The sequence below is a fragment of the Paractinoplanes polyasparticus genome, assembly GCF_019710575.1.
Taxonomy (GTDB): domain Bacteria; phylum Actinomycetota; class Actinomycetes; order Mycobacteriales; family Micromonosporaceae; genus Actinoplanes; species Actinoplanes polyasparticus.
Map to the genome: position 1 here is coordinate 50,585 of NZ_JAHWFK010000050.1, position 13,291 is coordinate 63,875.

Annotated in this window: 11 protein-coding genes; 3 read left to right on the plus strand and 8 right to left on the minus strand. The window is 70.8% G+C overall.

Annotated features, from left to right (window positions below; all coding sequences use genetic code 11):
- Positions 1-5: 5 nt before the first annotated feature.
- Positions 6-2,156 (plus strand): VMAP-C domain-containing protein, encoded by a 2,151-nt coding sequence (locus KXC43_RS39750; RefSeq protein ID WP_221381416.1) that lies wholly within the window; start codon positions 6-8, stop codon positions 2,154-2,156.
- Complete coding sequence (gene fxsT, locus KXC43_RS39755) at positions 2,153-5,938, plus strand: FxSxx-COOH system tetratricopeptide repeat protein (RefSeq protein WP_221381417.1); 3,786 nt, start codon at positions 2,153-2,155, stop codon at positions 5,936-5,938. Before KXC43_RS39750 ends, fxsT begins: the two co-directional genes overlap by 4 nt.
- Positions 5,939-5,962: 24 nt before the next feature.
- Here the strand turns inward: fxsT and KXC43_RS39760 are convergent, their stop codons facing one another.
- The 8 genes from KXC43_RS39760 to KXC43_RS39795 form a co-directional block, all read right to left on the minus strand.
- The gene (locus KXC43_RS39760; protein WP_221381418.1) at positions 5,963-7,105 is read right to left on the minus strand and encodes an epoxide hydrolase family protein; all 1,143 of its coding nucleotides are present in this window, start codon (positions 7,103-7,105) and stop codon (positions 5,963-5,965) included.
- Between the two features lie 39 nt (positions 7,106-7,144).
- Positions 7,145-8,068, minus strand: coding sequence for a DUF1648 domain-containing protein (locus KXC43_RS39765; protein WP_221381419.1), 924 nt, complete (start codon positions 8,066-8,068; stop codon positions 7,145-7,147).
- Positions 8,065-8,418, minus strand: coding sequence for a GntR family transcriptional regulator (locus tag KXC43_RS39770; protein WP_221381420.1), 354 nt, complete (start codon positions 8,416-8,418; stop codon positions 8,065-8,067). Before KXC43_RS39770 ends, KXC43_RS39765 begins: the two co-directional genes overlap by 4 nt.
- A 142-nt stretch (positions 8,419-8,560) precedes the next feature.
- Positions 8,561-8,728, minus strand: a complete 168-nt coding sequence (locus KXC43_RS39775) for a hypothetical protein (protein ID WP_221381421.1) — start codon at positions 8,726-8,728, stop codon at positions 8,561-8,563.
- A 69-nt stretch (positions 8,729-8,797) separates the two neighbouring features.
- Entirely contained in the window at positions 8,798-9,292 is a 495-nt protein-coding gene (locus KXC43_RS39780) for a phospholipase (protein WP_221381422.1), read from the minus strand.
- A gap of 134 nt (positions 9,293-9,426) precedes the next feature.
- Positions 9,427-10,326, minus strand: coding sequence for a serine hydrolase (locus KXC43_RS39785; RefSeq protein ID WP_308129472.1), 900 nt, complete (start codon positions 10,324-10,326; stop codon positions 9,427-9,429).
- Positions 10,327-10,430: 104 nt separating this feature from the next.
- On the minus strand, positions 10,431-12,077 hold the full coding sequence (locus KXC43_RS39790; protein WP_221381423.1) for an ATP-binding protein: 1,647 nt from the start codon (positions 12,075-12,077) through the stop codon (positions 10,431-10,433).
- Positions 12,078-12,212: 135 nt separating this feature from the next.
- Positions 12,213-12,587 (minus strand): response regulator transcription factor, encoded by a 375-nt coding sequence (locus KXC43_RS39795; RefSeq protein ID WP_221381424.1) that lies wholly within the window; start codon positions 12,585-12,587, stop codon positions 12,213-12,215.
- 201 nt (positions 12,588-12,788) lie between these two features.
- On the opposite strand from KXC43_RS39795, the gene KXC43_RS39800 reads away from it, so the two are divergent.
- A complete protein-coding gene (locus KXC43_RS39800) occupies positions 12,789-13,019 on the plus strand; it encodes a hypothetical protein (RefSeq protein ID WP_221381425.1) in 231 nt (76 codons plus the stop codon).
- The last annotated feature ends 272 nt before the right edge of the window (positions 13,020-13,291 follow it).

Here is a 13,291-nt window from a genome sequence, read left to right on the forward strand (position 1 = left end):
GGGGTGTGCCGAAGAGGGAAGACGTCGAACCGCCGGCCGTGCAGCCGCATGAGGTCACGTTCGGCATCATGGCCGCTCTGCCGGTCGAACTGAGCGCCCTCATCGAGCTGGTGGACGACGTCCGGAAGTACAAGGACGACGACGACCCCAACGACTACCGCCTCGGCCGCGTCCCCAGCAGCACCCCCGGCCGATCACACTCGGTCGTTCTGCTGATCCCGCCACGCGACGGCACCCAACTCGCGGCGACGTGTTGCGCCCACATGCTCCGGACGTTCCCGAACATCCAGGCGGTCATCATGACCGGCATAGCGGGCGGCATCCCCCGGCCCCGCCGGCCCGACAAGCATGTGCGGCTGGGCGACATCGTGGTCGCCCACGAGGGAATCGTGAACTACGGCAACGTCCGCCGCGAGGACGGCACGACCAGCCTGCGCGGTCCGCAGGGAGCCGGTTCGATCTCGCTCCAGCTGGTGCAGGCGATGAACGAACTGCGGGTGGCGGCTCACAGTGGCGAGCGGCGCTGGGAGCGCTGGCTCGATCCCGGCCGATCACCCAAGGCCGCTCAGTTTCCCCGGCCCGGCCCGGAGTCGGACGTGCTGTACGCACGCGGGTATCCCACCCCGCATCCGCCGCGCCCCGCGAGCGACACGCCCGATCACCTGCCCCGGGTCCACTACGGAGTCATCGGGTCGGCCGACACCCTGATGGCCGACGAGATCCTCCGCGACCAGCTGGCCGACGAGTACCCCAGCATGTACGCGGTCGAGATGGAGGGCGTCGGCGTCGCGGCCGGAACCAGCCTGATCGGCAAGAGCTGGTTCATGGTGCGCAGCGTCGCCGACTACTGCGAGCGCACCGGCAAGAACGACCACTGGCAGCCGTACGCCTCCTATGTGGCCGCGGCGTACGTCCGCGCGCTCCTCGGGGCGGCGGAGCCCGCCAAGGCCGGCCCGGCGCCGCAGAAGGCCTCCCCGCTGCCGCTGGTCGACGACGCCAGTCAGCAGGCCCTCGACGCGATCCTGCGGAAGGTGCCGGCCGACCTCGACATCGAGCCCGTCTGGAACGAGACGATGCAGTCCCACGTGACGTCCGGTCCCGGGCCGTCCGCGGCCGAGCCGCCGCACGCGCCGGCCGAGGCGTTCCACAGCCTGGCCAGCCGCAACGCCGGCGCGTCGGGCCTGAGCCCGGCGATCGTCTTCCTGGCCCAGCTGGCCGAGGTCATCCGCCCGACCGACGCCGGCCTGGCCGACCGGCTCGATGCCTGGATCACCGACTACACCCCCGACGCGAGCGTGGGCGAGGCTCTGCGCGCACGCCTGCAACCCGGGTCCGGCGCCCGGCCGGTCGCTCCCGGCGCCGGACCCGCACTGGTCATCGAACTGGCCGTGGACGGCATCGACCGGGAAAGGTTTCGAGTCACCTCGTACATTCAGGAACATGCCGGACCATGGCGTCCCCGCGAGCTGACCGTGGAGGACGTCACCGAGCAGCAGATCGAGGCGGCGGTCAGCCGGCACATCGACGGCGCCGAGCGCACCTGGGCCGAACTGCAGACCACGGGGCAGGCCGGCATCGAGTTCGTGCTCCCGACGAAAATGATCAACTCCCCGGTCCAGTGGTACCGGGCGCTGCGGATGGACGATCCCGAACCGATCTGCGTCCTCTACGAGGTAGCCGTCCGCAGCCAGGAACGCATGCGGGCGCACAGCGTCCGCCGCGAATGGGTCAACCGCTGGGAACGGCTGGATCAGCAGCCGTTCGCGGGCCGGGTCCGGTGGGGCATCCGCTACAACTCGCCGCAGGCCACTGTGGAGTCGTGGTCGCACGAGCTGAGCGGCGACAGCAGCTACGTGGTGGTGGTGCTGAGCGCGCCGCCGGATGACGAGGTCGGCGCCCGGGAACTGCGCGCCGCGCTCAAGGCCGGGGTGCCGGCGATCCTGTGGGATCAGCGGTCCCCCCAGGTGCCGGCCGTCACCCGGAACAGGCTGGGCGAGCTCACTCAGGACCCGGCCGACCTGCCCGCGCACCTGAGGACAGCGCGGGTCGAGGCCGCACAGCACGCGGTGGCCCAGCCGCACCACTACGCGCGGTCGGTAGCACTGCTCTGGGACGATCCGAACCGGGTGGTCGGTGACCGGGGCGGTGGGCCATGACCGACGGGCACGGCTTCGGCGGTCAGCCGGTGACGGCGCTGCCGAACAGCGACGACCTGGCGGCCGGGCTGCGGCGCTTCGTCGAGCACGCGCCCAGCCTGGCGCTGGTGGTGGACGACAGCCCGTCGATGCGGGTGTGGCAGCCCACGGTCGATGCCTTCCACGAGCTGGCCGCGACCATCTTCACCGACGTCAACGCCCACGACCTCACGGGTTTCCGCGGGCCGGGCCGCTCCACGCTGCCCGATGGGCAACTCATCATCGTGCTGACCGACGGGCTGGACGCGTTCTGGGCTCAGCGCGAGGCCGGAGTGCTGTTGCAGGCGTGGGGCCGGGCCGCCCCCGTCGCCATCGTCAACCCGTACCCCCAGGAACGCTGGCACCGCACGAATCTCGCACCGCGACTGCTCCGGCTGTCCGCGACCCGGGCCATGGCCACCAACGCCGAGCTCAGCATCCGGGAGCCGGCCGAGTGGATGAACCTGTTCGACCAGCCGCTGCACCGGTCGGCGATAGCGGTGCCCCTGCTCGAACTGAGTCCGCGCTGGCTGGACTGGTGGGCCACGCTCATCGCCGGCGCCCCGCAGCGCTGGTTCGACGCCGTCGCGTATGTGGCCGATCCGGAACGCTCACCCGGGCCGGACCGGAGCGGCTCGTCGGCCGAGCCGTTGTCGGGCATCGGCCCGGAGGATCTGGTGGGCCGGTTCCGGGCCGAGGCTTCGTCACAGGCTTTCCGGCTGGCCACCCTGATCGCGTCGGCCCCGCTCGACCTGGAGGCGCTGCGGGTGGTGCAGGGCGTGCTGCTGCCGGCGTCGCATCCGGTGCACCTCGCCGAAGTGGTCACCAGCCCGCTGCTCGTGCAGTCGGGGCCCGATGCCGAGCTGGCCTTCCGCCCCGGCGTACGTGAGGCGTTGCTTGCTTTCGCCGGCCGGGACGAGACCGTCCATGTGGTCGAGATCGTGGCCGGCTTCTTCGGCGACCGGCAACCGGCCGCGACCCGGTTGCTCCAGGTGCTGGCGGAACCCGGCGAACGGCCGGAGACTGAAGTCAGCGCTGAGAACCTGCCGTACGCCCAGGTCGAACTCGCGGTGTTGCGGGCACTCGCCGGGCCGTACGCGGCCCGTGCGGGCCGGCTCAAGCAGGTGATCGATCAGTACCCTGCCGCGCAGGCACCGGAGGTGATTGACGTGCCGTCCACACCCGGCCCGCCCGAATCGGGTCCCTGGGAGCGCCCGGCCGCGCCATCGGGCCCGACCGCCATCGCCACCTCGATCAACTCCCTGCTCCGACCCGAGACCGACGCGGTGATCTGGGGGAACGTTCCACCACGGAACGGCGACTTCACCGGCCGTGAAAGCCTGCTCGAGGCCCTTGACCTCCAGCTTCAGCGCCGGCGGGTCGCGGCCGTGCTACCGCAGGCGCTGCACGGGATGGGTGGCGTCGGCAAGTCCCAGATCGCGACCGAGTACGCGTACCGGCACCGATCCGACTTCTCCGTGGTGTGGTTCGTGCCGTCCGAGCAGCCCAGTCAGATCCTGCGAGCGCTCACCGATCTCGGCGGCAAGCTGGGTCTCGATCTGGGGGCGGACAGCGGCACCGCGATCCGTGCGGTGAAGGCGGCGCTCAAGGCGGGCTCGCCCTATCCGAACTGGCTGCTGATCTTCGACAACGCCGAGACCATCGACACCGTACGGCCCTATCTTCCGCAGGACGGCACCGGCAAGGTTCTCATCACGTCCCGCAACGAGGACTGGACCGATGTCGCCCACCCACTCAAGATCGGCGTCTTCGAACGGGACGAGAGCATCGCGCTGCTGCTCAAGCGGAACCCCGCCATGAGCGTCGAGGACGCGAGCCGGCTGGCCGAGGTGCTCGACGACCTGCCGCTGGCGATCGGCCAGGCGGCGTCCTGGCTGGCCACCACCGAGATGCCGGTGGCCGAGTACATGACCCTGCTGCTACGCAAGCGCCGGGAGCTCGGTGAGCTGACCCACCGCGAGGACTACGAGGTCGCCGTGGCCGCGGCCTGGACGGTCGCGCTCGAGCGGCTCCACCACGAGAACCCGGTCGCACTGCAGCTGCTGCAGGCCTGCTCGTTCATGGCTCCGGAGCCGATCTCGCTCGAGCTGTTCCTCACCCCGCGCAACTTCAACATCTCGCCGGAGATGGATGCGACCCTGCAGAACCCGAGCCGTTTGAACCTCGCCTTCCGCCAGATCGAGCGGTACGGGCTGGCCCGCACCGACTATCGCGAGCAGACCATCCAGCTCCACCGTCTGGTGCGTAACGTGGTGATCGACCAGTTGTCGATGGACGAACAGGAAGAGATGCGGCACGCCGCCCACCTGCTGCTGGCCGGCGGCAACCCGGGCAACGCGGGTGGCGCCGCGCAATGGCCACGGTTCCACGCCCTCCTGCCGCACGTGTTCGCCTCGAACATCGTCGACTGCGAGGACGAGTGGGCCCGCCAGCTCGCCATCGACATCGTCAGCTTCCTGTTCTTCCTGGGCGATCAACGAGGCTGCCGGGAGTACGCGCTCAAGGTCGTCGAGCGCTGGCGGACCATGCTGGCGCCGGAGGATCCGCAGATCCTGAAGGCCGCCCGGTGGCTGGCGTTCGTCGAGCGGCAGCTGGGGAATTTCACGGCGGCGGCCGCGATCAACGCTGACTGCCTGCAGAAGCTGCGGGCGTCGGTCGGCCATGACGACGAGGAGACGCTGGACGCGATGATCCTGGTCGCGGACGACATGCGGGCGGCCGGGCACTTCGACGGCGCGGTGCGGCTGGCCACCGAGGCGTACGAGATCTCGAATCGCGTTTTCGGGCCCGACTACCCGCACACCCTCACCACGGCGCACTCGCTCGGAGCCAGCCTGCGGGCGGCCGGCGACTTCCGGACGGCGTTGCAACAGGACATGGACACCGTACGACGCCGGGTCGCCGTGCTCGGCCCCGACCACCCGCTCAGCCTGCTGACCCAGAACGGCCTCACCCTCGATCTGCGCGAGTACGGCGAGTACGTGGAGGCCCACAAGCAACAAGAGCTCCTGTACGACCGCACCCACCGCGCGCTCGGCCCGAGCCACCCGATCACCCTGCTGGCCGCGCGCAACCTGGCCGTCGCCCGTCGCCGGGCCGGTGACCAGGCCGCCGCGCGGAAACTGGCCAAGGAAACCATGGACGTGCTCCGCACGATGTCCGGCGAGCTGAGCCCCGAGGCCATCGCCTGTGCCCTCGACTATGCCGTCGATCTGCGCGAGAACGATCAGTTGGGCGAGGCGCGCGAGCTCGCCGAACGAACCTGGCACGAGTACCGCGACAAGCTGCGGCCCGACCACCCGTACACGTTGTACGCCCGCACCAACCTCGGCATCGTCTTGCGCCTGCTGGGCGAGTTCGACGTGGCCCGCGAGCACGACGCGGCAGCCTATGCCGGGTTGCGGGACAGCCTGGGCCCCGACCACCTGCTGACGCTGACCTGCTCCACCAATCTCGCCAGTGACCTGGCCGCCGCCGGCGACCACGCGGGCGCCCTCGAGCTCGACGCGGACACCCTGGAACGATCCGAACGGATGCTGGGTTCGGAGCATCCCTCCACGTTGGCCTGCTCGCTCAACTACGCGTTCGACCTGACTGCGGTCGGTCGCACGGCGGAAGGACGGCAACGGTTCGACAGCGTGGTCGACGCGTACGAGCGGGTGCTGGGACGCGAGCACCCGGCGATCGTGGCCGCGCTGGCCGGCGAGCGGGCCAACTGCGACGTCGATCCGATGCCGCTCTGATCCCGCGTTCGACCGTGCGCGTGCTCAGACAGCGCGGAGGGGGCGGAAGAAGGCTCGGATCTCCTCGGCCAGGACGGCCGGCTCCTCCAGGGCGGCGAAGTGGCCGCCGTGCGGGTGTTCCGTCCACCGCCGTACATCGAAGGTCCGCTCGGCCAGCTCGCGCGGGGGCCGGCCCTCGGGGACGAACTCGTTGGGGAAGACAGCGAAGCCGGCCGGCACCGGCACCGGCGCGGTGGCGGGCGACGGGTTCTGCCGCTCCTCGTAGTAGACCCGGGTCGACGAGTTGATCGTCTCGGTGACCCAGTAGACGGTCAGGTTGGTGAGCAGCTGGTCGCGCGAGAAGCGGGATTCCAGGTCGCCGCCGCAATCGCTCCAGGCCCGGAACTTCTCGAGGATCCAGGCGGCCAGCCCGGCCGGTGAGTCGGTCAGGCCGAACGCGAGGGTCTGGGGCTTGGTTGCCTGCTGCGCGTGATAGGCGCCCTCGGTCCGGTGCCAGTGTTCCTGGGCCTCGGCGAAGGCACGCTCGGCCGGCGTCCACGGCTCGGGCGGCGCCGGAAAGGTGTAGGCGCTCAGGTGCAGGCCGAGCAGGCGATCCGGATGCTGCCGGCCGAGCGCAACGGTCACCCCACCCCCGACGTCGGAGCCGTGCGCGCCGAAGCGGTCGTAGCCGAGGCCCTGCATCAGCCGAGCCCACACGTCGGCGATGGCGGCCTTGGTCATGCCGGGCTCGCGCGGCCGGTCGGAGAAGCCGTAGCCGGGCAGCGACGCGACCACCACGTCGAAGGCGTCCGCCGGATCCCCGCCGTGTGCCGCCGGGTCGGTGAGCAACGGCAGCACCTCGAGGTGCTCGAGGAAGCTGCTCGGCCAGCCGTGGGTGAGGATGAGCGGCATCGGCCGGGGTCCGCGGCCCCGCTCGTGCACGAAGTGAACGCCGAGGCCGTCGACGTCGGCCCGGAAGTGCGCGAGCCGGTTGAGCTCGCGTTCCCGCGCCCGCCAGTCGAACGCCGTGCCCCAGTCGATGACCAGCTCCCGCAGATAGGCCGGGTCGGCGCCGTACGCCCACCCGGCCCCCTCGACCGAGTCGGGCCACCGGGTCCGCGCGATCCTCTCGCGCAGGTCCGTCAGCACCTCGTCGTCGACGGCGATCGTGAACGGCTGAATCAACACCGTCGTAAGCTAACACCGGCGTCCCGGCGCCGCGCCCTGTCAGCCGGACCGCAACTGCAGGGCGGTCAGCAGGGCGGCGGGCGTACGTGGGTCGTCCAGCGTGACGGCGAAGCGGCGACCGTTGGTCTGGTGGACGACCAGGCCGGGCCCGCGGCGCATCACCAGAGCAGCCCGGCCGGGAGTGACGCGGTAGCCCCAGCCACCCCACTCGAGGGGCTCGATCTCGGTCACCTCGACGCCGGCGACGTCGGTCAGCGGGATGGTCTTCAGCGGAACGGCGAGCAGGCCGGCCACCAGACGCAGGCCCCGGCGGTCGGCGGTGACGCGGAGGCGGCCGAAGACCAGGCCGATGACCACCGGCACGGCCGCGAGCGGCCAGATCGGGGCCGCGCCGACGGCGGCGACCACCGCGATCAGCACGGCGGACGCGGCGGTCAGGGCGAGGATCAGCGGGGCGCGCAGGGTGGTGCTCCAGGCGGCGCGCTCGGTCGGGGCCAGGTCGAGCGGCGCCACGGCCGGAGCCGGTGGCTGCACCGCGCTCGGCAACGAGCCGGCGACCAGGGCGACGACGGCGCCCCAGCCCAGGCCGGCCACGAAATACAGCAGCCGCCAGCCCAGACGCGGGTCGCCCGGACTCTGCAGGGTCGCCGTTGCGGAGGCCACCCAGACGCCGGCGGTGCTGCCGGCGAGTGCCCCTGCCGCGCCCAGCAGATAACGCGAGCCGTAAGCGCCGCCCGCGCGCAGAGCGATCACGATGCCGGCCATCCCGGCCACGACGCCGAGGACCAGCATCGCCGTCCAGAAGCCGCTCGACGAGCTGAAACCGTCGGCCGCGCCGGCGCCGTTCCAGTGGGTCGCCATCCGGTCGGGCAGTCGGTCGGACCAGGTGGGCCAGGTCGCCGCGGTGATCACCACGGGCAACCAGATCAGGATGATCGCGGCCGGAGTCCTCGGTCGGTTCATGGCTGTGCCTCCCTCATCATCGCGAGCATCTCCGCGTCGCCCAGGCCCTGTCGCCGCGCCTCGCCGACGAACTGGCGGGCCAGCTCGACCAGTCGCAGGCGGGCCGGGTCGGCGTCGCCGCGGACCATCGCGCCCCGGCCACGCCGCAGCTCGATCAGTTCCTCGTCGCGGACCTTGGCGTAGGCCCGCAGCACCGTGTGCAGGTTGACGTCGAGCACGTCGGCCAGCTCGCGGGCGGCCGGCAGGCGGTCACCCGGCGCCAGCTCGCCGCGCATGATGCCGCCGCGCACCTGCGCGGCGATCTGATCGGCCAGCGGCTCGGCTGCCGCCACGTCCACCCGGAACAACATGTTTGCATTCTACTATAACAATGAAGCGCACGAGTTCTTGGGTGCCGGGTATGCGCTCAGCAGAGACCCGCAGGCGCCGCGGCCTGCTTCACTCCAGCGCCGAGGGGCTGGAAGATTTCGTCCGGGAGAGTCGGAGGCCGGCTCAGGCGCCGGTCACGGTGGCCACTCCGCCGACCACGACCACCGCGCCGAGGGCGACCAGAAGGGCGGTGCAGAGCTTGCGCGTACGAGGGCTGGGCGGCGCCTGATCCAGCGCGGCCACCAGCACGCCCCACACGACCGCGAGGCCACCGGCCAGGAATCCGAGCATCGTTGCAGAATGCCGTCACCGGCCGGTGGGAAGCTCCAACGGCCGGTGACGTGAAGGTGAATACCGGGACTACTTCTTCAGGAGGGCGGCGGCCCGGTCGATGTCAGCCTGCTTCACCGCGGCCAGGGAGCCGAAGTTCTTCACGGCCTGGTAGTACACCCAGGCCAGACTGTTGCACGCGGCCCGGGGGACGGTGCTGTAGGTGGCGCAGACCCGCTGCAGGTCGGCGTAGAAGGTGCTGTCGAGGCGGGCCTTGTTGGCGGAGAAGGCGCCGATCCCCTTGTAGTTGCGGTAGCCGAAGTCGTGGTGCCAGCACGACATGTCGAAGGTGAAGCCGAGGGGGTTGTCCGGGCTCGAGGAGCAGTAGTCGGTCGACCAGTCGAAGTTGTACGACACCCACGGTGGACGGTTGGTGCGGGCGTCGTTCCAGGCCGCGGTGCTGGCAGCGGTCGGCTGCGTCCACCGGGCGAGGACAGTGGCCTTGGAGTCCGCCGCATGGGCGGCACCGGCCGGGAAGAGGGCGGCGACGGCGAGGAGCAGAACGACGAGGACGCGTCGGGTCATCGGAGCCTCCTGTGAGGGGATGCTCCGAGCCTCGGGCCCACGGCTGAACTAATCCATGCCAGTCGATTAAATCCGCCGCCCGCCGGAGGAAATTACCGGCGAGTATTCCTTAACGATCATTCATGTGGTTAAGGTCAGTATTTGAGGTGCTGCCGGGTCAGCTTGGCGACGTTCTCGACCAGCGCGATGCCGTCGTCCATCGACTGGTTGTTGTGCGACAGCACGGCCACCGAGACGTTCACCTTGCCATCGGGCGAGGTCACCCGGCCGATGGTGTTGACCGCCCACAGGCCGCCGTCGGCCGAGCGCGTGTCCCAGCCGTTCTTCACGGTGGCGGTCTCGCCCGGCTTGGCCACCGCCGGCACGCCCCAGTCCTGGGTGTCGTCGACGGTGTTCATCAGCGTGAAGGCGGTCTTGCGCGAGTCCTCGTCGAGCGGGCCCTTGGTGTCGACCAGCTTGTTGAGCAGCCGCACCTGGTCGGCGGCCGTCGTCTTGGTGAGGCCCCAGGCCTTGTTCACCGTCGTCTGGCTGAGGCCGAGGCGCTTGTTGCACTTGGTGATCGCGCTCTTGCCGCCGAGACGCTGGAAAAGCTCGGTCGTGGCGTCGTTGTCGCTTGACTGGATCATGGGGGTGGCCAGGGCCATCTCGCCCTCGGTGGGCTCCCGGTCGGCGTCCTGCGCCTTGAGCAGCTCGCAGGCCAGGATCTGGGCCTTCACGATGCTCGCCGTGTCGAACGTCTCCGACCCCTGGTACGCGTACGTCTGGCCGGTCTTCTTGTCGAGGACGGCCACCGAGAAGTCGGGCGTCGTGGTCGCGATCTGCTTGAGCGCGGCGTCGAGCGCCTTGGCTCGCTTCGCGCGCTCACGCTTGGCCAGCTCCTCGGCACTGAGGCCGGCCGGTTTCGCGTTGCCGCCGCTGATCGCCGCGGGCAGGACGCCTTCGTCGTCGTCGGTCAGACCGAGAACGATCAGGCCGCCGCCGCCCAGAATCACGGCCGCCGCCACAGCAATGATGAGGTTTCGGGATGACCGCACCGGAGCATAGTGCCGCCTTCTCCGCGAAGACTCAAACCCTCGTACGTACGGCGGCGGCATCGACACTTTGCGTGATCGACATCAACCGCCTTGGATGCGCTCGTTCAGTCGGCCCGGCCCGCGCTCTCGGTGTGGGCCGCGCTCTCGGTGTCGGCCTGCGCGTGGGCGGCGCGTTCGGCGTGCCAGGCGTTGATGGGGTCGCTCTCACCCTCGTACTCCTGCGCGTCGTCGTTCCCGTACGCGCTCGGCGTCTCGCGGGCCGCGAGGTCGGCCGGAAGGCGGACGGTGACGGTGGTGCCGCTGGTCTCGTCCGACGCGACCTCGATGGTGCCGCTGTGGTTGTCGATGATGGTGCGCGCGATGGCCAGACCCAGGCCGGTGCCGGGAATCGCCTGCTTGATCGCGTTGGTCGCCCGGAAGAAGCGGCCGAAGAGCGCCTGCTGTTCGGCGGCCGGGATGCCCATTCCGGTGTCGGCCACCACCAGCACCGCCTGATGACCGCGGCGCTGGGCCTTGACCGTCACCATGCCCTCGGCCGGGGTGAACTTGACGGCGTTGGTCAGCAGGTTGTCGAGCACGCGGTCGAGTTGCGCGCCGTCACCGCGTACGGGAAGAGGGCCCCGCACATCCAGATGCAGGGTCACCCCGTTCTTGGCCGCCACCGGGCCGATCGTCACCAGGGCGCGGTCGATCACCTTGGCGAAGTCGAGCGGGGTGCGGTCGCTGCCGTAACCGCCGGACTCGATCTTCGAGAGCGTGAGGATGTCCTCGACCAGGTCCCGCAGGCGCCGCGTGTTGCGGGAGATGACGTCGAGCATGCGCCGCTGCGGTTCGCTCAGCTCGTCCGGGTTGCTGTCGCGCAACAGCTCCAGATACCCCGAGATGCTGGTCAGCGGCGTGCGCAGCTCGTGCGACACGGTCGACATGAAATCGGTCTTGACCGTGTCGAGCGCCTGCAGCCGGGCAGTGACCTCCTCCTCGTGGCGGCGGATGTCCTCACTGCGCCGGGCGACCGCGTTGACCGCCTCGGCCAGGGCCCGGATCTCGGCAGGGCCGGCGGTGGGGTCGGCCCGGGCGTGACGTTCCCCTTCGCGTACGCGATCGAGGGTCTCGACGACCGCGCCGAGCGGCCGGGTGAGGCGCCGGGTGGTGCGCACGGCGGTCAGCACGGCGCCCGCCGTCACGGCCAGGGTGAGCACCGACACGACCCCGATGGCGATCACTCGCAGGGCGTCGACCCGGCCCCGGAGGTCGTCCGAACGGGCTTCGAGCGCCAGCCGGAGCTCGTCGTTGGCGGTGGCGAAGTCCTGGAACAGGGTGGATCCGCGCTCGGCGGACCGGATCGCGGCGGCGCTGCGGGGCGGCTCGAGACGCTGATCCTCGGCGTTGGCCCACCAGCCGTCGGCCCGCGCGACCTGGACGGCGGCCGACGAGGCGTGCTGCCGCCCGCTCAGCCGGCGCAGATCGTCCCCGGCCACCGCGTACTCGCTGCGCGCCCGGTAGTACGTGTCGAGCATTCGCTCGTCGCCGGTCAGCAGGTAGCCACGCAACCCGCGCTGGGCGTCGCTGAGCACCGCCCGAACCTCGGCGTTGGCCAGCTGTAACGGTTGCACCTCGCCGGTGAGCTGCTGCACGACCCGGTTCTCGACCAGCACGACAGCCAGTTCGGCGATCCCGGAGCCGACGACGAGCGCGACCAGAACCGCGAAGGCTCTGTTCAGCAGCCTGCCGACGGTCCCTTCACGTCGCATCGTCCCGACGCGCGCCCGGCCGTCCGGCCCTCACGCGCAGCCCCCCAGCCCTCACGCGCAGCCGCCCAGCCCTCACGCGCAGCCGCCCAGCCCTCACGCGCAGCCGTCCGGCCCTCACGCGCAGCCGCCCGGCCCTCACGCCCGGGCCCGGCTCAGGAGGGCCTGGATGCGGGAGACCAGTTCGCGAGGGCTGAAGGGCTTGGTGACATAGTCGTCGGCGCCGGCGCTGAATCCGCCCTCGACGTCCTGTTCCTGCACGCGGGCGGTGAGCATGATGATCAGGATCCCGGCCGTGGCCGGGTCGGACCGCAGCATCCGGCAGACCTCGATCCCCGACAACCCGGGCATGGACACGTCCAGCACCGCCAGCGTCGGCTGCCGGCTCCGCGCCTGCTCGACCGCCGTCTGCCCGTCCTCGACGGCGATCACCTCGAAGCCCGCCTGCTCCAGCTTGAACGCCACGAGGTCGCGAATGTCGGCGTCGTCATCGGCGACCAGGACCACCGTCACGGCACTCTCCCTCGGTTGTCAGCGCAGTCGCTACTTATCGGGACCATATCCGGTTAGTCACGATTGTGAGGCCGCTCCGTGAATGCCGGAAAGCAGCGGAACTGTGCAACTGATGCGCACCCGCCGCGCAGCAGAGCTGCATCCCCGCTCGGGTCTCCTGGATTGCAGGCCCCACCAGCACCGGACAGCAGGAGGTTCCCGATGAACACGGTCCTCGACTCCATCCGCTCCGAGGCGCTCTTCGCCTCCACCCTGCAGCGCTCCCAGAGCCCCACCCCCGAACTGATCCGCGAGGTCGTGAGCACCACGGTCGACCGCCTCGGCGAGGCCCGCTGCGCCGAGGTGGTGGCCCAGGAGTTCGGCGAGCACCCCGACTGCGCCCTCGGCCGCATGCGCTGGGCGCGCAACGCCGTCCGCAACGCCTTCGCCTGACCGCTTTCGCCGCCTGGCCGCTCTCGGCGCCTGGCCGCTCTCGGCGCCTGGCCGCTCTCGGCACCTGGCCGCTCTCGGCGCCTGGCCGCTCTCGGCGCCTGGCCGCTCTCGGCGCCTGGCCGCTCTCGGCGCCTGGCCGCTCTCGGCGCCTGGTCCCCCTTTTCGTCGCCCGACCATCCCCGGTTGAGGGAAATGTGGGACAGGGGTGGTGCGGGATCGGCCGTGGGCCTTAGGCTCGGCGGCATGCTGAACGCGCGATTGAACTGGTGGCC

Bases quoted from the DNA above. Each gene is read 5' to 3' on its own strand.
- KXC43_RS39775 (WP_221381421.1), bottom strand. From the start codon at position 8,728: ATGCTCGGATTCCTGGCCGGTGGCCTCGCGGTCGTGTGGGGCGTGCTG.
- fxsT (WP_221381417.1), top strand. From the start codon at position 2,153: ATGACCGACGGGCACGGCTTCGGCGGTCAGCCGGTGACGGCGCTGCCG.
- KXC43_RS39790 (WP_221381423.1), bottom strand. From the start codon at position 12,077: ATGCGACGTGAAGGGACCGTCGGCAGGCTGCTGAACAGAGCCTTCGCG.
- KXC43_RS39800 (WP_221381425.1), top strand. From the start codon at position 12,789: ATGAACACGGTCCTCGACTCCATCCGCTCCGAGGCGCTCTTCGCCTCC.
- KXC43_RS39765 (WP_221381419.1), bottom strand. From the start codon at position 8,068: ATGAACCGACCGAGGACTCCGGCCGCGATCATCCTGATCTGGTTGCCC.
- KXC43_RS39780 (WP_221381422.1), bottom strand. From the start codon at position 9,292: ATGACCCGACGCGTCCTCGTCGTTCTGCTCCTCGCCGTCGCCGCCCTC.
- KXC43_RS39770 (WP_221381420.1), bottom strand. From the start codon at position 8,418: ATGTTGTTCCGGGTGGACGTGGCGGCAGCCGAGCCGCTGGCCGATCAG.